The sequence below is a fragment of the Vibrio sp. 1562 genome (assembly GCF_033340155.1).
Lineage (GTDB): Bacteria > Pseudomonadota > Gammaproteobacteria > Enterobacterales > Vibrionaceae > Vibrio > Vibrio alginolyticus.
In genome coordinates this window covers 175,660-195,558 of sequence record NZ_JAWOVY010000007.1, presented here as the reverse complement: position 1 = coordinate 195,558, position 19,899 = coordinate 175,660, and the positions used below count along the sequence as shown (strand labels likewise).

17 protein-coding genes are annotated in these 19,899 nt (G+C 43.5%); 8 read left to right on the top strand and 9 right to left on the bottom strand.

Translation table 11 applies throughout. From position 1 onward, the window contains the following. From R7Z49_RS10205 to sohB, 5 genes are all read right to left on the bottom strand, one after another. The gene (locus R7Z49_RS10205) at positions 1 to 297 is read right to left on the bottom strand and encodes a LapA family protein (RefSeq protein ID WP_005376663.1); all 297 of its coding nucleotides are present in this window, start codon (positions 295 to 297) and stop codon (positions 1 to 3) included. 281 nt (positions 298 to 578) lie between these two features. Then, positions 579 to 860, bottom strand: coding sequence for an integration host factor subunit beta (ihfB, locus tag R7Z49_RS10200; RefSeq protein WP_005385816.1), 282 nt, complete (start codon positions 858 to 860; stop codon positions 579 to 581). 213 nt (positions 861 to 1,073) lie between these two features. Continuing rightward, positions 1,074 to 2,744, bottom strand: coding sequence for a 30S ribosomal protein S1 (gene rpsA, locus R7Z49_RS10195; RefSeq protein WP_005385817.1), 1,671 nt, complete (start codon positions 2,742 to 2,744; stop codon positions 1,074 to 1,076). Between the two features lie 110 nt (positions 2,745 to 2,854). Further along, positions 2,855 to 3,535, bottom strand: coding sequence for a (d)CMP kinase (gene cmk / locus R7Z49_RS10190; RefSeq protein WP_021033981.1), 681 nt, complete (start codon positions 3,533 to 3,535; stop codon positions 2,855 to 2,857). A gap of 208 nt (positions 3,536 to 3,743) precedes the next feature. Then, a complete protein-coding gene (sohB, locus tag R7Z49_RS10185) occupies positions 3,744 to 4,805 on the bottom strand; it encodes a protease SohB (protein ID WP_186584801.1) in 1,062 nt (353 codons plus the stop codon). A gap of 254 nt (positions 4,806 to 5,059) precedes the next feature. Here sohB and R7Z49_RS10180 point away from each other — a divergent pair, with 254 nt between their 5' ends. The 4 genes from R7Z49_RS10180 (at position 5,060) to R7Z49_RS10165 (ending at position 11,138) form a co-directional block, all read left to right on the top strand. Beyond that, complete coding sequence (locus R7Z49_RS10180) at positions 5,060 to 5,806, top strand: YciK family oxidoreductase (protein ID WP_005372980.1); 747 nt, start codon at positions 5,060 to 5,062, stop codon at positions 5,804 to 5,806. A gap of 129 nt (positions 5,807 to 5,935) precedes the next feature. Beyond that, positions 5,936 to 6,628 (top strand): translesion DNA synthesis-associated protein ImuA, encoded by a 693-nt coding sequence (gene imuA / locus R7Z49_RS10175; RefSeq protein ID WP_054577653.1) that lies wholly within the window; start codon positions 5,936 to 5,938, stop codon positions 6,626 to 6,628. A gap of 4 nt (positions 6,629 to 6,632) precedes the next feature. Continuing rightward, the gene (locus R7Z49_RS10170; RefSeq protein WP_258489679.1) at positions 6,633 to 8,036 is read left to right on the top strand and encodes a Y-family DNA polymerase; all 1,404 of its coding nucleotides are present in this window, start codon (positions 6,633 to 6,635) and stop codon (positions 8,034 to 8,036) included. 27 nt (positions 8,037 to 8,063) lie between these two features. Next, positions 8,064 to 11,138, top strand: coding sequence for an error-prone DNA polymerase (locus R7Z49_RS10165; RefSeq protein ID WP_318111601.1), 3,075 nt, complete (start codon positions 8,064 to 8,066; stop codon positions 11,136 to 11,138). 72 nt (positions 11,139 to 11,210) lie between these two features. Here the strand turns inward: R7Z49_RS10165 and R7Z49_RS10160 are convergent, their stop codons facing one another. Together R7Z49_RS10160 and R7Z49_RS10155 are read right to left on the bottom strand one after the other, a co-directional pair. After that, positions 11,211 to 12,164, bottom strand: a complete 954-nt coding sequence (locus R7Z49_RS10160) for a chemotaxis protein CheV (protein WP_005372976.1) — start codon at positions 12,162 to 12,164, stop codon at positions 11,211 to 11,213. A gap of 363 nt (positions 12,165 to 12,527) precedes the next feature. After that, a complete protein-coding gene (locus tag R7Z49_RS10155) occupies positions 12,528 to 13,745 on the bottom strand; it encodes an ROK family protein (protein ID WP_005385828.1) in 1,218 nt (405 codons plus the stop codon). Positions 13,746 to 14,155: 410 nt separating this feature from the next. On the opposite strand from R7Z49_RS10155, the gene pyk reads away from it, so the two are divergent. Continuing rightward, the gene (gene pyk, locus R7Z49_RS10150; protein ID WP_005372972.1) at positions 14,156 to 15,598 is read left to right on the top strand and encodes a pyruvate kinase; all 1,443 of its coding nucleotides are present in this window, start codon (positions 14,156 to 14,158) and stop codon (positions 15,596 to 15,598) included. A 108-nt stretch (positions 15,599 to 15,706) separates the two neighbouring features. Here the strand turns inward: pyk and R7Z49_RS10145 are convergent, their stop codons facing one another. After that, positions 15,707 to 16,858 carry a patatin family protein gene (locus R7Z49_RS10145; protein WP_005372971.1) on the bottom strand — a complete coding sequence of 384 codons (1,152 nt, stop codon included), beginning with the start codon at positions 16,856 to 16,858 and terminating at the stop codon, positions 15,707 to 15,709. Positions 16,859 to 16,902: 44 nt separating this feature from the next. Further along, positions 16,903 to 16,995: a YnhF family membrane protein gene (locus R7Z49_RS10140; protein WP_005372970.1), complete on the bottom strand. Its 93-nt coding sequence runs from the start codon at positions 16,993 to 16,995 to the stop codon at positions 16,903 to 16,905. 127 nt (positions 16,996 to 17,122) lie between these two features. Here R7Z49_RS10140 and R7Z49_RS10135 point away from each other — a divergent pair, with 127 nt between their 5' ends. The 3 genes from R7Z49_RS10135 (at position 17,123) to R7Z49_RS10125 (ending at position 19,841) form a co-directional block, all read left to right on the top strand. Then, complete coding sequence (locus R7Z49_RS10135) at positions 17,123 to 17,713, top strand: outer membrane protein (protein ID WP_047103413.1); 591 nt, start codon at positions 17,123 to 17,125, stop codon at positions 17,711 to 17,713. Positions 17,714 to 18,282: 569 nt separating this feature from the next. Continuing rightward, on the top strand, positions 18,283 to 19,749 hold the full coding sequence (locus R7Z49_RS10130) for a sodium-dependent transporter (protein WP_005372966.1): 1,467 nt from the start codon (positions 18,283 to 18,285) through the stop codon (positions 19,747 to 19,749). After that, on the top strand, positions 19,746 to 19,841 hold the full coding sequence (locus R7Z49_RS10125; RefSeq protein ID WP_005372963.1) for a MetS family NSS transporter small subunit: 96 nt from the start codon (positions 19,746 to 19,748) through the stop codon (positions 19,839 to 19,841). The genes R7Z49_RS10130 and R7Z49_RS10125 overlap by 4 nt, the downstream gene beginning before the upstream one ends. Positions 19,842 to 19,899 lie beyond the last annotated feature (58 nt).

The following is a 19,899-nucleotide window of genomic DNA, read 5'->3' as shown; positions in this document are numbered from 1 at the left end:
TTATGCCTGTTTTTCAATGGCTGGCTTATCAGCAGCGTTGTTTGATTCAGTTGGTTCGTACTTTTTCAGTTTTTTCTTTAAACGACGGACCTGTAGCTGAGTTTTCAGTTGGATGCTACCAAATATAACCCACGCTAAAGCAAAGCCAACCACAAATACTACACCTAATAGCGTAGATAAGTGGAACTCTCCTTTTGCTAGAAGATAGTTAAAAGTCACGAGCTCTTGGTTTTGGGAACCTAACGCCAATGCAATTAAAAAGAGAGCTAAAACAGCAACGATTTTTATAATTTTCATGTTACATCACCCTTCTAGGAGTAAGTCGGTAAGATTATGCAGGAAAATGCTTCTTCAGACTACGTATATTAGCAATAATCTATACCCAAGTAACCTCAAGATGCTTAGTTTGTAGACATGCTTAGAAGTTAAAGTTATTTGGGTATAGAAAGCAGCAAAGAAAACAGCTGAATCCACAATTAGATTAGTAAACGATCTTGGATGTATGACTAACTTGGATACATTACAAAAAAGCGGCATACACAAACGTATGCCGCTTTTTTCAAACTAATAAGAGTGCATTAACCAATATTTACACGCTCACGAAGTTCTTTACCAGGTTTGAAATGTGGAACGTATTTACCTTCCAATTCCACTTTATCGCCCGTTTTAGGGTTACGACCTACGCGAGGCTCGCGGTAATGAAGAGAAAAACTACCAAAGCCACGGATCTCGATACGGTCACCGCTCTCTAGTGTAGAGGCCATGTGCTCTAAAATATCTTTTACAGCATCCTCTACCTCTTTCGCTGATAAGTGTGTTTGCTCAGCGCAGAGTCTTTCAATCAGTTCAGACTTAGTCATAGTTGCCCTCTTTGAGTATCTTTATCACTTATTATAGTAAGTAATACTAATTCCAACAAACACTTGCTGACAATTCTAGACAAATTTTATGCAAAATGCGCAATGAAGAAATGCCTTTTATTAAGATAGTTTACTGTCATTAGTATTACTACTTAAATATGACCAAATATAAAAAAGGAGCCTTGCGGCTCCTTTTTTGCTTAAGCGAGTATATTATTCGCCTTTAGCAGCTTTGAAAGCGTCAGCCATTGCGTTACCGAATGCATTGTCATCTTGCTTGTTGATAGATGCCATTGCTTCTTGCTCGTCAGCTTCGTCTTTAGCTTTGATAGATAGGTTGATTACGCGGTTCTTACGGTCTACACCTGTGAACTTCGCTTCAACAACATCACCAGCGCTTAGGATTAGAGAAGCATCTTCTACGCGATCGCGTGATACTTCAGAAGCACGGATGTAACCTTCAACGCCTTCTGCGATTTCAACAGTAGCGCCTTTAGCGTCAACAGCAGTTACAGTAGCGTTAACTAGAACACCTTTCTTGTTGTCAGCAACGTAAGCATTGAATGGGTCATTTTCCATTTGCTTGATGCCTAGAGAGATGCGCTCACGCTCAGCGTCTACTGCTAGAACAACTGCAGAGATCTCGTCGCCTTTCTTGTACTCACGTACAGCTTCTTCGCCAGCAACATTCCAAGAAATGTCAGATAGGTGAACTAGACCGTCGATGCCGCCTTCTAGACCGATGAAGATACCGAAGTCAGTGATAGACTTGATCTTACCAGTAACTTTGTCGCCTTTAGCTTGTGCTTCAGCGAATGACTGCCATGGGTTAGCTTTACACTGTTTCAGACCTAGAGAGATACGACGACGTTCTTCGTCGATTTCAAGAACCATAACCTCAACTTCGTCGCCAACATTAACAACTTTAGAAGGGTGGATGTTCTTGTTAGTCCAATCCATTTCTGAAACGTGAACTAGACCTTCAACGCCTTCTTCGATTTCAACGAAGCAGCCGTAGTCAGTTAGGTTAGTTACGCGACCAGTTAGTTTGTGACCTTCTGGGTAACGCTTAGCGATTGCTACCCATGGATCTTCGCCTAGTTGCTTAAGACCTAGTGATACACGAGTACGCTCACGGTCGAACTTAAGAACTTTAACTTGGATCTCGTCACCAACGTTAACGATTTCAGATGGGTGCTTAACGCGCTTCCAAGCCATATCAGTGATATGTAGAAGACCGTCAACGCCACCTAGGTCAACGAACGCACCGTAGTCAGTAAGGTTCTTAACGATACCTTTAACTTCAGAACCTTCTTGTAGAGTTTCTAGAAGCTCGTCACGCTCAACGCTGTTCTCTGATTCGATAACTGCACGACGTGAAACAACTACGTTGTTACGTTTTTGGTCAAGTTTGATAACTTTGAACTCTAGCTCTTTGTTTTCTAGGTGAGCAGTGTCGCGGATTGGACGTACGTCTACTAGAGAGCCAGGAAGGAAGGCACGGATACCGTTTAGTTCAACAGTGAAACCGCCTTTAACTTTACCGTTGATGATACCAACAACAGTTTCAGCTTCTTCGTAAGCTTTCTCAAGTACAATCCAAGCTTCGTGACGCTTAGCTTTCTCACGAGAAAGTTGAGTTTCACCGAAACCATCTTCAACAGCGTCTAGAGCTACGTCTACTTCAGCGCCAACTTCAACTTCAAGTTCGCCAGCAGCGTTCTTGAACTGTTCAGCAGGGATAGCAGATTCAGACTTAAGACCAGCGTCAACAAGAACGAAACCGTTCTCGATAGCTACTACAGTACCTTTAACGATGCTGCCTTGTTGGAATTCTGTTTCGTTTAGAAACTCTTCAAAGAGTTGAGCAAAAGATTCAGTCATTTAATTAATCTTCAATAAATTAAACTTCCACGGGTATCCTACCGCATGGGGTTATTAAATTCGCCAGTCATCATCCTTGCGACCAACGCTCTTAGCCTAGTCGAGTATTATTACTCAGCTAGCTTCGATTCGATATATTGTAGTGCCTTTTCTACTACTTCGTCGATAGTCATCGACGTAGAATCTAGCACAAGCGCATCCTCAGCAGGGCGTAATGGCGCCACTGGGCGGTTACGATCTCGGTCGTCACGCTCTTGGATCTCGCTTAAAAGGTCAGCAAATCTAACATCTAACCCTTTCTCTTGCAACTGTTTAAGGCGTCGATTTGCACGCTCTTCAGCACTCGCATCAAGGAAGATTTTTGCTTGCGCACTCGGGAATACAATTGTGCCCATATCACGACCATCAGCAACCAGACCCGGAGCGGTCTCAAATGCACGCTGACGACGTAGTAATGCTTCACGAACACGTGGCAAAGCCGCAACTTTAGATGCTGCCATACCCGTTTCTTCTTTACGAAGCTCCCCTGACACGTCTTCGCCTTCTAGAATGACCTTAACTAAGTCACCTTCCGCGATAAATTGAACGTCTAGGTGTGTTGCTAGTGGGACAAGAGCATCTTCTGACTCGGTGTCGACACCGTGGTGAATCGCAGCGAGTGCAAGTACACGATAAATTGCGCCAGAATCTAAGAGTTGGAAACCCAATTTTTTCGCCAGCAACATACATAAAGTGCCTTTACCTGCACCACTAGGTCCATCTACGGTTACAACCGGAGTTTGAGAGGACATGTTCTTCTCCACCAATAGTTTCTTTTCAGCAATTTGCTCGGTTTTCGAGGCGCACATTATACGGGTAATCAGTCTTTGGAGCGAGGAAAAATGTCGTGTAAAGCATTACACCTAATGCGTAATTGGATTCATCAATAAACATAAAGTTCAACAAAAACGGCGAGAGCTTCCGCCCTCGCCGTTTTAAATGTCATGAACTTAAGCTCGATTAAACAATCGGATTTTGACCACGCTCAGCTAACTTTAAAATCACACTATCAGCGACTTTACCCGCCACACCTGCTAGCTTGTCGGCCAGTTTTTTCTTTTGTACATAATGCACAGAAAGTACAGTTTTATCTTTGCATGCCGCAACAACGATATCATCAGATGTACTAATGTCATCCACCAAACCAAGCTCTTTCGCTTGTGTACCGAACCAGTGCTCACCAGTGGCTACTTTGTCTAGGTCCAAACTAGGACGACGCTCACGAATGAAGTCTTTAAACAAGACATGTGTTTCTTCAAGTTCTTGCTTAAACTTATCGCGCGCTTTATCGGTATTCTCACCGAACATCGTTAGCGTGCGTTTATATTCACCCGCTGTTAGTTGTTCGTACTCAATGTCATGTTTCTTCAACAGTTTGTTGAAGTTAGGAATTTGTGCGATAACGCCAATAGAACCCACAATTGCAAATGGTGCAGAAACAATTTTATCTGCTACACATGCCATCATGTAACCGCCACTTGCCGCAACTTTGTCAACAGAGATGGTCAGAGGAAGACCCGCAGCTTTTATTCGGTCCAGTTGAGAAGAGGCAAGGCCGTAACCATGAACCATACCACCGCCAGACTCTAAGCGAAGTAACACTTCATCACCTTCACGTGCGACAGCCAAAATAGCGGTGATTTCTTCACGTAGAGACGCGACTTCTTTTGCGTCTATGCTACCGTTGAAATCAAGAACAAATAGGTGTGGTTCACGCTTGCTATCTAATGAACCGTCTTTGCTCGCTTGTTTGATTTCTTTCTCGCGAGATTTGTTCTTCTCTTTTTCTTCTTTCTTGACGGCTTTATCTCGAGCCTTGATGAAAGCATCGTCATGCAAATGATGCTCTAACTGCTCAACAGATTGTTTGTGTTGCTCTGAAAGGTTGGTAATCTCTAACTCCCCTTTCGCCGCACCCGATTTGCCACCAGCCGATTTTGCAATAATGAGCAGAACAATTATCGCAGCAACCACCGTGATAATTTTGGCCAGAAACAGACCATAATCTAATAAAAATTCCAACGAGAGCTCCTTTATCTCATTTCAGATGATGTTAGTATGTTACGCAGAAACATCAGCGAGAAGGCAGCGCGGTTTGTAACCACTTGTTCTGATTGATAGCATACCTAACGAAAGTTCTGGAATTGGTATAACACATGAATTGGTGTATTGTAACCATCTTGTCACGATTACCAAGATTTTCCATTGAGAAACAGGCGTTTTTTAGCGTCAATTAACTATCATGGACCCTCTTACAATAATAAGGATTTATCGCCGTGAACTACTCCGTTTCAGCTGATGCTCTAAAAGGTAAAGTCATTCTTGTTACTGGCGCTGGTAATGGCATCGGCCGTCAAGCCGCGCTTTCTTATGCCGAGCACGGTGCAACTGTTATTCTCTTGGGTAGAAATGTGCAAAACCTTGAATCTATCTATGATGAGATTGAAGCTGCTGGCTATCCACAAGCAGCTATCATTCCATTGGATCTCAAGGGCGCAACTCAGCAGAATTACATTGATATGGCAGAGACAATCGAAGGACAGTTTGGTCGCTTGGATGGTCTATTACACAACGCAGGTGTCTTGAGTTCGCTGTGTCCATTTGATCAAATCAAAGAGGAAGACTTCGACGATATCATGCAGATCAACGTGAAAGCCGAAGTGCTAATGACTCAAGCACTACTGCCTGTGATGCGTAAATCAGAAGCTGGGCGTATTATCTTTACCTCTTCAACCGTCGGCCACTCTGGCCGCGCATTCTGGGGGCCATACGCTATCTCTAAATTTGCCGTAGAAGGCATGATGCAAGTTTTGGCTGACGAGCTGAGTGATACACCGATCCGCGTTAACGCAATTAACCCTGGTGCCACTCGTACTCGCATGCGTGAAAAAGCATATCCGGGTGAAGATGCGAATACTCTCAAAACGCCACTGGATATCATGCCGCTATATTTGCACTTAATGGATCCTGCGGTTACCGATGTGAACGGTCAATGCATCGACGCTCAACCGAAGCGTAAATAACTCATTCAGGTTACCTCACATAATCGATTGAAAAGGCAGCAAACGCTGCCTTTTTTCATTTCTCTCTTCATAAAAATCTTGCGACTTTCTCCCACAGAAATATACTGTACATATATACAGGTGTTTATTATGCAAGATATTATTCAGAACTTAAAAAGCCAACACCTTGTTTGGCAAGCAAATTTAACGAAAGCAGATCCTCAGCAGTTGCAGACTAGTTCCGGTTTTTCTGAATTAGATGATTTGCTCGGCGGAGGCTTTCCACCTCATGGCGTAGTGGAGATGGAATCTATTGGTAGTATTGGTGAATTGCGTTTGCTCGCTCCCTATTTAAAAGCCACTCAGACCAATGGTATAACCGCATTTATTCAACCACCTGCGCTAGTGAATTCTCTGTTTTTACACTACATCGGGTTGGATATAAACCAAGTGTGGGTTGTTAATCCAGCTCATCCCAAAGATGCTCTTTGGGCTGCAGAGCAATGTCTGAAAAGTGGGGTATGCAGTAATGTTTTGTTATGGCAAGAAGAGCTTGAAATACATCAAGTGAAACGCTTACAGGTAGCAAGTGAACAAGGGAGTTGCCCGCTCTTTATGCTTAAAACAGATACTATCAACCGCTTGTCTTTGCCTGTGTCACTCAGTTTAAAACTGAAAGGCGACGAGCAAGGGATTAATGTTGAAGTGCTGAAAAGGAAAGGAGGCTGGAATAGAGGTAGCGTTAGTATCGGCTTCCAACACCATTACCCGCAACTGGTGAAACCATCATCTGAAACTGTGCACTCGACTGTGGTCAATTTCCCACTGGCGAACCAAGGTTAGTGATATGGCTCTGTGGATTTACTTGCACTTCCCTCGCCTACAGCTAGACGCACTCTTTGGTGATAACCAAGAACAACCCGTGGTGATTGTCGAAAGCCAACGTTGCCAGATTATTCAATACAACGAGATTGCCGAACAACAAGGCATTAAGCCAGGTATGGGCCTAGGCAGTGCTGCGTCCTTGTGTCGAGATTTACAAGTGCATCCTTATCATCCACAAACCGAATTAAATAAATTACAAGAGGTAGCTCAGTGGTTGTATTTGATCACATCTGACGTTGTGTTGATGCCAAACCAAGGTATTTTACTGCGTGCTACTCCAATGCTCGCTCTGTATGAAGGGCTTGAAAACTATTGGAATAAAGTCAGAGCTCACTTATCGGAGCTGAAACTGAGTTTTCAATTCGGATGTGGTTTTTCTCCTTTTGCTGCCAAATTGATGGCAATATCAGGAGCGAACGTCATCAGTGAAGACAAATCTGCCATACAAAAAGCTTTATCACCACTACCGTTAAAACTGACAGATTTATCAAACGCTACCGTAGAGAAGTTACAACGTGTAGGTGTCACCACATTGCAAAACCTGCTTGAACTGCCATTGCAAGACATCGCACGACGCTTTGATATCGATTTGGTGAACTACGTTGGTCGACTGACTGGGCAGTTTAAACACCCTGTCGACTTTTATCACCCTACCGAATCCTTCCAAGTTTATTTAGAGCTGTTGTTTGAGATCGAAAACGTTCAGTGGATTGAAAAGCCGTTGGCCAAATTACTTCGTCAACTCGAAATCTTTCTTAAATTAAGAGATAAGGTCGCTTTTGAACTGTGTTTAACACTCCACCAGCGTGAGAAACAAGAGCAACACCTTCAGCTCACTTCTGCGCAAGGTGATTACCTATGTCAGCGTTGGCAACAGTTAGCGAGTTTGAGCTTAGAGTCACTCTCGCTTAATGGCCCAGTCACAGGGCTAACGTTAAAAGTCATCCGTCAAGGTGAGCCTCTTAGTGCATCACGCGATCTCTTTGCTGGGCAGAAAGGAAACATGAATGCTTTAGAGCTGCTCTCTTTACTGCAAGCTAAATTGGGAAAAAATGCCGTTTTAAAACCCAATATTGCTTGCGATCCTAGACCAGAAAAGGCCAGTCAGTATCGCCCTGCTGATGCTCCGGATGAAAAGGGGCACGCCATACCATCCATACTACGCCCCGCAATGCAATTACCGACTCCCATTGTATTGCAAGAGCAAGTTTCTTTGGTCCACGGACCTGAGCGAATAGTTTCTGGGTGGTGGGATGGTGATGAGATCATGCGTGATTACTACATTGCACACACCAAGCAAGGCCGCTGGTTATGGATATTTCGTGATCAGCACAAGCACTGGTTTCTTCATGGCTATTTTTGTTAAATCGACAGTTATTTTTGTTGGGTCATTATGAGTTACGCGGAACTATTTTGTCAGTCTAACTTCTCTTTTTTGACTGGGGCTTCTCATGCAGAAGAGCTGGTACTCCAAGCTGCTTTCTATCGCTATCAAGCTCTAGCCATAACGGATGAATGTTCGGTCGCGGGCATTGTCAAAGCCCATGCGACCATCGAACAACATAAACTCGATATCAAACAAATCGTTGGAAGTATGTTTTGGTTAAATGATGAATGCCAAATCGTACTGCTTTGCCCTTGTCGCAAGGCTTATGCCGAGTTGTGTCGTATCATCACAAACGCAAGGAGACGCAGTGAAAAAGGCAACTATCAACTGTTCGAATGGGATTTGATGTCGGTTCGACATTGTTTGGTATTGTGGCTGCCCACACATCAAGAGAGTGATCACTATTGGGGGCGCTGGCTCAATCAACACCACGCTAATCGTTTGTGGGTAGCGATTCAGCGCCATTTGAGTAACAACGATACTGAATACATTGCGCACTGCGAGCAGTTAGCACATGAATTTCAATTACCTATAACTGCCTGCGGAGGCGTTCTCATGCATGATGTTGAACGCTTGCCATTACAGCATGTACTTACTGCTATAAAGCATGGGTGTAGCGTCGATAAACTCGGTTTTGATCGTATTTCGAATACAGAGCGAGCGCTTCGTCCTTTTAAAAAGTTGATTCGGATTTACAAACCAGAATGGCTGGAAGAAAGTACTTACATCGCCGATTTATGCGAGTTTAAGCTCTCCGATTTAAAATACGAATATCCTACCGAGCTGATCCCAGATGGTTACACACCCGACTCTTACTTACGTATGTTGGTCGAACGTGGTAAAAAGCTGCGTTTTCCTGAAGGTGTGCCAGCAGAAGTCAATCAAACCATCGAGAATGAACTGGCGCTTATTCAAGAGCTGAAATACCACTACTACTTCCTTACTATTCACGACATTGTAATGTTCGCGAAACAGCAAGGCATTCTTTACCAAGGGCGAGGTTCCGCTGCAAACTCTGTGGTGTGTTATTGCCTGGAAATTACCGCCGTCGATCCTCTACAAATCGCTGTCTTATTCGAACGATTTATCAGTAAAGAACGTAAGGAACCGCCGGATATTGATGTGGACTTTGAACACGAGCGCCGTGAAGAAGTTATCCAGTATATTTACAAAAAATATGGCCGTGAGCGTGCAGCACTTGCTGCAACAGTGATCAGCTATCGCTTTAAAAGTGCCGTGCGTGAAGTCGGTAAAGCACTAGGGATTGAAGAGACCCAATTGGATTTTTTCATTAAGAACGTTAATCGCCGAGATCGCAGCCAAGGCTGGCAAGCTCAAATTATTGAACTGGGCTTACAACCAGAATCTCTCAAAGGGCAGCAGTTCATCCAATTGGTCAACGAGATCATTGGCTTCCCACGCCATTTATCTCAGCACGTAGGTGGATTTGTAATTTCATCTGGCCCTTTATATGAGTTAGTACCTGTTGAAAATGCCTCGATGGAAGATCGCACTATCATTCAATGGGATAAAGACGATTTAGAAAGCTTGAAGCTACTAAAAGTCGATGTACTCGCACTCGGCATGTTAAACGCCATCAAAAAGTGCTTTCAACTGGTCGAGAAACATCACCAGCGATCCCTCTCGATTTCCGAGATCACTCGCCGACAAGATGATCCACACGTGTACCGCATGATCCAAAAAGCCGACACGATAGGCGTATTCCAAATTGAATCTCGTGCACAAATGAGCATGCTTCCTCGCCTAAAGCCTGCTTGTTATTACGACTTAGTGATTCAAATTGCAATTGTTCGTCCAGGCCCTATTCAGGGTGATATGGTGCATCCTTTTTTAAAACGACGAGATCACAAAGAGCCTGTCAGTTATCCATCGGAAGAAGTAAAAAGCGTTCTTGAGCGGACTATGGGCGTCCCTATTTTCCAAGAGCAAGTCATCAAGCTAGCCATGGTAGCCGCAGGGTTTAGCGGCGGCGAGGCCGATCAACTCCGTCGAGCGATGGCATCATGGAAAAAGAATGGCGATCTCGCTAAATTCAGACCAAAACTGATCAATGGTATGCAAGAGAGAGGCTATGACTTAGCGTTTGCTGAGCGCATTTTCGATCAGATTTGCGGCTTTGGTGAGTACGGCTTCCCTGAAAGTCATTCAGCGTCTTTCGCAGTGCTGGCATATTGTTCTGCATGGTTAAAATATTATTACCCAGCCGAATTTTACACTGCATTATTGAACAGCCAACCAATGGGATTTTATAGCCCATCGCAATTAGTACAAGATGCTCGCCGACATGGCGTCGAAGTATTGCCGGTGTGCGTCAATCATTCAAAATATCAACATCATCTCGTCTCACGTCCGAATGGCAGGCTCGGCGTGCAACTTGGTTTTCGCTTGGTGAAAGGCTTTAACGCAGAAAGCGCACAAAGGCTTATTGAGCGCAAACCACTTAATGGTTACCGATCGATTCAAGAAGTAAAGCAGATATTAAGAAGCCGAAGTGACATTGAATTATTGGCTTCAGCCAATGCATTTCAGGCCTTATCGGGAAATCGTTATAACGCTCGCTGGGCAGCAATGGATTCCTTATCTGACCTACCATTGTTTCACAAGGTCGAAGAACCCAATGTTAGCTACCAGACTCAACCCTCTGAATATGAAAATTTAATTGAGGATTACGCAAGCACGGGACTATCTCTTAGCCGCCATCCAATTAAATTATTAGAAGAAACGGGCAAACTCCCTCACTTTACCCGCATGAGGCAACTGACAGAGAAACCGCATAAGTCACTGGTCACAGTGGTAGGTGTGGTAACAGGAAGACAATCTCCAGGCACCGCCGCTGGCGTGACATTTTTTACGTTAGAAGATGACACGGGCAACATTAATGTGGTTGTTTGGCAAGCGACAGCACGAGCCCAAAAGCAAGCGTATTTAGGCGCTAAAGTATTAATGGTGAAAGGCATTCTTGAAAGAGAGGGAGAAGTCACGCACGTTATTGCTGGCAAGTTGATGGATTGCACGCACTACTTGAACAATCTACAAAGTAAATCTCGGGATTTCCATTAGTACAGAGGAATTAAGGAGAGAGATGTTAAAAATCAGAGAGAGGTGCGCTCCCTCTGATTTCACTAGATCTAATCATGCACTTTTAGAAAGCATCTGGCGTAATCGGTCTTGAGCAACTTCAACCAGCAGATCCGGTTGGAATTTAGATATAAAGCGATCACAGCCTACTTTTTGTACCATGGCTTCATTAAAACTACCGCTCAGAGAAGTGTTCAATGTGATAAACAACTTAGACATACGTGGATCTTGGCGCACTTCATGGGTCAGTTTATAACCATCCATTTCAGGCATTTCAGCATCCGTAATCATCATCAACAGCTCTTTTTCTACATCTTTACCTTCATCACACCAACGTTTTAAAACCGTTAACGCTTCTAGCCCGTCACGACACTCGATGATATTCATACCTAATTGAGAAAGCGTATCGCGAACTTGATTACGAGCTGTAGAGGAATCATCCACAATCAGAACATTACGCCCGACCATTGCTTGGGCCAATTCTTGATCGAGAATGTCCTCCGAGATAGTCACGTCGTAATGTACGATCTCTGCTAAAACTTTTTCAACGTCAATAATTTCGACAATTTGAGAGGCATCCCCCTCTTTGATTTGCGTGATAGCCGTGAGGTAATTCGAGCGACCAGACGTGGAAGGAGGCGGCTGAATTTCAGTCCATGCCGTATTAATAATGTTTTTAACCGGACCGACTAAGAAGCCCTGCACCGTGCGGTTGTACTCTGTCACGATCAAATTTTCTTCTTCCGCTTCACCACGTAAAGCAGGAAAACCAATTGCGCCTCGTAAATCAATCACTGGTACCGCTTCACCTCGTAGAGAAGCAACCCCACGAATATTGTAGTGCGATCCAGGGAGCTTGGTTAACGGTGGAAGCTTGATGACCTCTTTCACTTTGAACACATTAATCGCAAATAATTGGCGACTATTTAAAGTGAACAGCAGAAGCTCTAGTCGATTTTCACCAACCAAGTTTGTACGCTGGTCAACCGTATTTAACACTCCGGACATACTACTACCTAAATTATGGATAATTCTTATTTTACTCGAAATCAGTACAGACACAGCAAGGTTATATAACCAAATAACCTTAAAATATTTGGCTTTTCGAGCACAGCTTTAAAGTACAACAGTTTTAGCGTATTACTTCTCTTTGCATCAGACGCAAAGTCACGCAGCACATTGAAAGCCATTTTGTTTATTTACTTGAGCTTTTTAGGAAATTACATGAATGGCGCAGATATAGCAATGCAACATAACTCAAATTCCCTTTCTAGTAATAGGCGATCAAAAAGGGTGAGCCGTTAAGTCTCACCCTAAATCACCTACAAATGCAGTCTCAACAGCCCGGCACATCATCATGTTAAAAAGTACTTAACCTTCCACAACCTTCATCAATAGTTGACCATCGTACAACGCTTGCTTAATCAACGCGGCACCAGGCATTGTGGCTTGCTTATAGAAACGAGACTCCACCAGCTCAAGATCTTGGTGATAAACAGGTAAACTCTGCTCTTCGATACAGCGACGAACCGCAGGATAAAGCACATCTTTTGCTTGGTTAATCACACCACCGATCAAGATTTTCTCAGGGTTAAATAAGTTGATCACAATAGCAATTGCAGAGCCTAAGTAGCGTCCAAGTTTTTCAATCACATCGACGGCCAAAGGATCACCGTTTGCAGCGGCTTCACAAATGCTCTCAATACTCATTTCCTCTTGTTTAGCAAGAATAGAGTCTTCGCCATCAGCGATTCGTCTTACGACTTCTTCACGAATTGCTTGAGAACTGGCAACGGTTTCCAAACAGCCAATATTGCCGCAATGACAACGTTTTCCATTTGGGTCAATTTGAATATGCCCGAGTTCACCAATGTTACCGTGACGGCCTTGCAAAACGCGCCCATCCAGAATAATGCCCGCACCTAAACCGTGGTGGATAGAGATAAGAACGGAGTTGTCATTATCTTGAGAATGACCAAAAAGCTTTTCTGCTAATGCCCAAGCTCGCGTGTCATTGGCAATGAAAACTGGCAAGCCTGTTGCTTTGTATATCTCTGGTCCAAGAGCAAGATTTTCGACATTGTAATGAGGCATCTGCAAAACGACACCTTGCTCTGAGTTCACGAGACCAGGCAGCGTAAGGGCAATACTGGTAACCCGATCAAGTTGATCCGCGTAAGTCTGAAAGAATTCATCAATTTCGTAAAGCAGGCGCTCAAGCACATCGTCTTGATCAAGCTCGTGTATCTCGATTTTAGTATCGATCAGTACATCACCGCCTAACTCATGCAAAGCAATGGTTAAATAACCCCGCCCCAAACGCATTGACAAAAATTGCCAGCCTTCATTATTGACCTGCAAACCGACAGCAGGTCGACCACGACTCGTCGCTTCTTGTACTGTCGTTTCATGAATCAAGTGCGCTTCAATTAATTCTCGAGTGATTTTGGTGATACTAGCAGGAGCAAGCTCACTCTGCTTGGACAAATCAATTCGAGAAATAGGACCTTTTAGGTCAATTAGTTTATATACACGACCAGCATTGACCTGTTTGATATGATCAATATGGCCCGGTTGAGCCATGTACATCTTGCACTCCGAAATTCTATAACGGGACAATTTTTTTACTTTGCGAACTAATTGTGAAGTGAATTAATAAATCCCCGTGACAAGCATCACGTATAAACCTGTTTGTTTGTGTATTCAATCAAATAACGAAGAATCTACTCCTGTTAAATTGTTTGAAAAATAACTTATTTTTATTCACTAAATTATGAAGTAGTGCCTTTAAAGCAGCGCATTTTTATCAATAAGGCCATTGCCTGTCGAATATCTGTCTGTTTTACCGGGGTTACTCTTAATGTAAACATTCTGTGCATATACTTATATTCAAATAGCTTTAAGGTGTGGGCTCAGCAACGAGGCTAACCTTGAGAGCGATTGCGTAAAGTAAGGATAGAGTTCAAGTTACCTTTACACACACATTCATCGGAGAATCTATGACTTCCAAATTAAGACGAACAAAAATTGTCACTACGCTGGGTCCTTCAACGGATAAGGACAATATACTTGAGGAGATCATCAAAGCCGGTGCAAACGTTGTCCGTATGAATTTTTCACATGGAACCAGTGAAGACCACATTCAACGTGCGAACAAAGTCCGTACCATTGCAGCAAGACTTGGGCGTCAGGTTGCAATTCTTGGTGACTTACAAGGCCCTAAAATCCGTGTATCAACGTTTAAAGACGGCCAAGTCATTTTGAATGTGGGCGATAAATTCACATTAGATAGTGATTTACCAAAAGGTGAAGGCAATCAAGAATCTGTAGGGTTAGATTATAAAGAACTACCGCAAGATGTTTCACCAAATGACATTTTATTACTCGATGATGGACGCGTTCAGCTGCAAGTTACCAAAGTAGAGGGTAATAAAGTTCATACCCGTGTGATTGTCGGTGGTCCACTGTCCAACAATAAAGGGATCAACAAAAAAGGCGGCGGATTGTCAGCCGATGCGCTCACAGAGAAAGATAAAGCCGACATTCTTACCGCCGCAGCAATTCAAGTAGACTACCTTGCTATTTCATTCCCGCGTAACGGCGAAGACATGCATTACGCTCGACGCTTAGCCAGAGATGCAGGCCTTGAAGCCATGTTAGTGGCTAAAGTCGAACGAGCAGAAACCGTCGCGACCAATGAGTCTATTGACGACATTATTCTCGCATCCGATGTGGTGATGGTTGCACGTGGTGACCTTGGTGTAGAAATCGGTGACCCTGAGCTCATAGGTGTCCAGAAAAAACTGATTCGCCGCGCACGCAGTTTAAACCGTATCGTGATTACTGCGACACAAATGATGGAGTCCATGATTACTAGCCCAATGCCAACGCGTGCTGAAGTGATGGATGTGGCCAATGCGGTTCTAGACGGCACTGACGCGGTGATGCTTTCTGGAGAGACCGCTGCAGGTAAATATCCTGTAGAAACGGTCAAATCCATGGCCGAAGTATGTGTGGGGGCAGAAAAAATGTCGGAGGCAAGTCTATCAACCTATCGCTTAGATAGAACCTTCGAAACCGCTGAAGAAACCATCGCAATGGCAACCATGTACTCTGCGAATCACATGGAAGGAATTAAAGCGATGATCTCGTTAACTGAGTCCGGCAGGACTGCGTTGATGATGTCTCGCTTAAGCTCTGGCTTGCCAATATTTGCCTTATCACGGAATGAATCGACACTAAATCGAGCAGCATTATACCGAGGCGTGACACCTGTATATTTCGAGTCAAAAAGTGATGCGGGTTTACCAACGGCTCAAGCAGCGATTACTAGCCTTAAAGAGCAAGGGTTCTTGCACAAAGGTGATTTAGTCATTATTACTCAAGGCGATGTAATGGATGTTGTGGGCTCAACCAACTGCATGCGCATTCTACAAGCGTAGTCGTTATACCTAACCGGAGTTAACCACAAGAACCCGCAAATAAGGCTCCGAAAATGGAGCCTTATTTATATGCTTTGTATATTGCGCACATCGTGAACGTAAGAAGGTTTATGCACTCTCTCTACCATCAATTTCAACATCCAGCTGGTCATAGAGTTGAACTAGGTTAAACCCAGCTTGAAGCCCAAGTTGATAGTCATGCTCTAGTGACTCTTGGTCACTTAACAAAGAAGAAGAACGAAGTCCCTCTTTAGGCGCAACTTGTAAAATAAAAGTGTCGTCAGGTGGAGCAGATATAAAGGCCTGAGTGAGCTCAAATGTTTGATAATGAATCATCAGCATGTCGGCTAAACCTGAATCAAAATTCTCACCAATCAGATGACTTAAACGATACAAGTTATCGGCACCGAACAACCAACGACCTCCATTTAACAGCATTTTCCCTGCAAGCTTCGATTGATGTGCTGCATTAATTTTTTGTTGGAAGAACGACGCCCAATCCAGCTTCCACTGATTCACTTTTTGCTGCCATGATTGCTGTACTGAGTTGATAGACTCTCGATACCATTCGACAGGCACATCCCCCACTTCACTTTGGGCTCTCGCTTCAATCTCTGAAAACGGCTCTGTGCGAATGACAATAATGTTGCGAGCATTCTGACGCCACGCTTCTTGAACAGGGATAGAGGCAGACACGCCGCCATCAACAAACTTATTGCCATTTACGTCGACAGGTCCGTGGTACAACTTGGGAATCGCACATGTCGCTAGCATAGTGTTAAACCACGAGTCATCCAAGATTGGTAGATATTGATCTGATAGCGTCTCTATATTCGTTACCGCAGCAAACGCTCCTCGTTTTCCCAATGCACTGCGACCTAAATCAAGGTCAAGCTTGTATGGGAAATCTTGAATCCGTTCTAATGCCCACTCTAAACCTAAGTACTGCTGCTTTCGGATATAGCGAAACAGATTAAAAAATTCAGGAGACGTTGTCAGCTCGGTAATAAAAGCTTTGCCCATGCCATGTTGACGACACAAGTAAGAACATAAGTTGAGAGCTCCGGCAGAGGTGCCATAGAATTCATCGAAAGGATCGAAGTTGGAAAGTAAAAAGGCGTCTAAAACGCCAGCGGTAAAAATCCCTCTCTGCCCTCCACCTTGCGTGACTAAAGCAGTTTTACCATGCCTAAAGTGCTCATAAACTTTTACATCAAGCTCTGCATGGCTTTCTGTGATTATACCGCTGTTACGTATCATAGGCTCACGCCATTTTGTTAAAACGTTTGGTAAAAGTGGTTATCTTAAGCTGTTGTAATAGCAATGATGCCAAATGACAAAAGCACTGCAAAAACAGTCACCACAATGATTAATGCGGATTTTAGATCGTGTTCCATAAACACCTCCTTAATATGTAACAAATTAATAACACCGGTGTGAAATATGTTCAAGATTTGCTTAATTTAGTCGCGCAATTTTGACTAACCCATCACAATTAGCTTAGTCATAATAAGGAGATAGGGCATGAACCAAAAACTCAGCTGGCTAGTAGGAATCATGATGATGAGTACTGCTATCAATGCACAAGCGAATATCATCGTTACACCATACATAGGCTATACAGGAGGCGGCCAAGTAGAGGATGAAAGTGGTAATACATACGATCTCGACCCCGCAGTGAACTACGCTCTTTCAGTCGAGACTCCCTTAGAAAAAGGAAGGATCGGATTGTTTTACTCCAATCAATCGACGGAACTTGAAAAGCTGTCCAACTCAGCAGATATCCATTATCTGCACTTCCAAAGCAGCATGTACTATCCTGTCGCAGAAAATTGGCAAACCTATATCGGTGTAGGTTTGGGCGCTTCTTATGCCGATGTGGATTGGGTAGACAAAAAATACGGATTTTCGGCTAGCGCTTTTGCAGGGCTGGAATATGAATTTTCAAAGAACTTTGCATTAACAGCCCAACTGAGATGGTTAGGAACGGTCGTTGATAACGATACATCTGGCGCCTGTAATCTACCTAATGACGGCTCAAACTGTATCATTAAGTTCGATACTGATTGGATGAACCAATTCCAATCAAATGTCGGTTTTAGTTTCCGCTTCTAACTTTTATGCATGTTCCTTTGCAGGACTCGTCACAAAGAACGCTGAACGAGTCCTGCACAGAGCCGATAAAGGATATCGTCTAAACACCATTGTTTGGCAAAGTAACGAAGCATCATCTAGATAGGTGCACAAAAGATAGCCGTACGCCCTAATTAATCAAAATAGTCTTAAACACCAAAGCAATTATTGGATCCCAGTCATTTATTCCAGACAAACAACCACCCACCCACACAAAACCACAATCAAACTCAAATTTAACAAGATTAAAACCAGACAACGCATCTGAATTAACATTTAGATTCTATTGCGCTAAGTATTATTAGAAGTTAGTCTGATCAGTGAAAACAGATAAATATTTCAGTTTTATCAAACACACATCAAAATTTTAAGATTAATAATCTACTTTCTCTTACAGTAGCCAGAATATAGCTCTATAAAATTATAAGAAGTTAGAATTAAGGATAGAAAAGCTGATGGATAACAGCGGTCCTTTCTTCCAACTGTTTGCGCAATTATTACTGTGTTACGTAGAGAGCTTCATTCCTCAGGGAGTCTTATAGGAGTCAAATATGAAGCGAGAACAATGGGGATCCCGGGCGGGATTCATCTTAGCAGCAGTTGGGTCTGCTATCGGTTTGGGAAACATTTGGCGTTTCCCATACATGGCCTATGAAAACGGTGGCGGCGCATTTTTTATTCCTTACATTTTTGCCATGATCACTGCCGGTATTCCATTTATGATCCTAGAGTTCAGTATGGGACAAAAATACCGAGGCTCGGCACCAAAAACACTAGCGAAAATTCATTCTAAATTTGAATGGCTTGGCTGGTTCCAAGTTGGTGTGGCTGCAGTTATTGCCGTTTACTATGTGGCTGTTATCGGTTGGTCGATTTCTTACTTTGGGTTGTCGTTCACTCAAGGTTGGGGAACCGATACCAACGCATTTTTCTTTAGTGAATACCTAAAGCTAGGTGACAACTCACCAACAGACTTAGGCAGTATTCAATGGAAGATTGCTTTATCCATGGTGATTGCTTGGGCAATTACTTACACCGCTATTGCCAAAGGCGTGAAATCAGGAATTGAACGAGCATCTAAAATTATGATGCCAATCCTATTCTTGATGGTGATTTTCTTAATCGGACGTATGATTTTCTTGCCAGGAGCTCTAGATGGCGTGAACTACATGTTCGAACCCGATTTCAGCAAAATTTGGGATGTGAAAGTATGGGCAGCGGCATATGGTCAGATCTTCTTTACGCTAAGTATCGGCTTCGCCATCATGCTAGCTTACTCTAGCTACCTACCAGAAAAGTCAGACATAACGAATAACGCGTTTATGACCGTGTTGATCAACTGTGGCTTCTCGATCCTAGCCGGCATCATGATCTTCTCAGTATTGGGTTACATGGCTCAAGAGCAAGGTAAGCCGTTAACAGAGGTGGTATCTGCAGGCGTTGGCTTGGCTTTTGTTACTTTACCTGCGGCAATTAACCTACTACCTGCCCCATATATTCTTGGTCCACTGTTCTTCTTTGCACTGGTGGTTGCTGGTCTAAGTTCGCATATTTCAATTATGGAAGCCGTAACTTCAGCCATTATCGACAAGCTGAAGTGGAGCCGTAAAAAAGCTGCAAATGTTGTGATTGGTATTGGCTTCGTTGTCTCTATGGCGTTTGCTACCAATGGCGGTCTGCTGCTACTCGATCTAGTAGACCACTTTGCAAACAACGTTGGCATCATGGTTGGTGGTCTGGTTGAGATTGTCTTGATGGCGTGGCTATTGAAGCGCGTGCCAGAAGTACGTAATTACGTTAACGAGCGCTCTGATTTCTCTGTTGGTCAATGGTTCGAGATCTGCTTACGCTTCGTTACACCAATCATGCTCGCCATTATCTTAGCGACCAAGCTATACGCCCTAATTACTGAAGGCTACGGTGGCTATGATCTAACTTTAGGCTGGGCACTTATCGCCGCACTCTTTATCTTTGGTCTAGTGATCAACGCAGTGAACCGCAAGGAGACAGCAAAATGACAATCAGCGCAATTATTATGATGGTTATTGGTTTAGGTATCACTTGGGGCGGCGCTGCCGTTTGCATCAAGCGAGCCATGGATAAACAATAGAACGTTAAGTTCCACATAAAAAACGCCGGTAGTTACCGGCGTTTTTTTATACATACAT

Bases quoted from the DNA above. Each gene is read 5' to 3' on its own strand.
- R7Z49_RS10165 (WP_318111601.1), top strand. From the start codon at position 8,064: ATGAGTTACGCGGAACTATTTTGTCAGTCTAACTTCTCTTTTTTGACT.
- pyk (WP_005372972.1), top strand. From the start codon at position 14,156: ATGACTTCCAAATTAAGACGAACAAAAATTGTCACTACGCTGGGTCCT.
- R7Z49_RS10140 (WP_005372970.1), bottom strand. From the start codon at position 16,995: ATGGAACACGATCTAAAATCCGCATTAATCATTGTGGTGACTGTTTTT.
- R7Z49_RS10205 (WP_005376663.1), bottom strand. From the start codon at position 297: ATGAAAATTATAAAAATCGTTGCTGTTTTAGCTCTCTTTTTAATTGCA.
- R7Z49_RS10145 (WP_005372971.1), bottom strand. From the start codon at position 16,858: ATGATACGTAACAGCGGTATAATCACAGAAAGCCATGCAGAGCTTGAT.
- R7Z49_RS10135 (WP_047103413.1), top strand. From the start codon at position 17,123: ATGAACCAAAAACTCAGCTGGCTAGTAGGAATCATGATGATGAGTACT.
- imuA (WP_054577653.1), top strand. From the start codon at position 5,936: ATGCAAGATATTATTCAGAACTTAAAAAGCCAACACCTTGTTTGGCAA.
- R7Z49_RS10130 (WP_005372966.1), top strand. From the start codon at position 18,283: ATGAAGCGAGAACAATGGGGATCCCGGGCGGGATTCATCTTAGCAGCA.
- R7Z49_RS10160 (WP_005372976.1), bottom strand. From the start codon at position 12,164: ATGTCCGGAGTGTTAAATACGGTTGACCAGCGTACAAACTTGGTTGGT.
- R7Z49_RS10125 (WP_005372963.1), top strand. From the start codon at position 19,746: ATGACAATCAGCGCAATTATTATGATGGTTATTGGTTTAGGTATCACT.
- R7Z49_RS10170 (WP_258489679.1), top strand. From the start codon at position 6,633: ATGGCTCTGTGGATTTACTTGCACTTCCCTCGCCTACAGCTAGACGCA.
- cmk (WP_021033981.1), bottom strand. From the start codon at position 3,535: ATGTCCTCTCAAACTCCGGTTGTAACCGTAGATGGACCTAGTGGTGCA.
- ihfB (WP_005385816.1), bottom strand. From the start codon at position 860: ATGACTAAGTCTGAACTGATTGAAAGACTCTGCGCTGAGCAAACACAC.
- R7Z49_RS10155 (WP_005385828.1), bottom strand. From the start codon at position 13,745: ATGTACATGGCTCAACCGGGCCATATTGATCATATCAAACAGGTCAAT.
- rpsA (WP_005385817.1), bottom strand. From the start codon at position 2,744: ATGACTGAATCTTTTGCTCAACTCTTTGAAGAGTTTCTAAACGAAACA.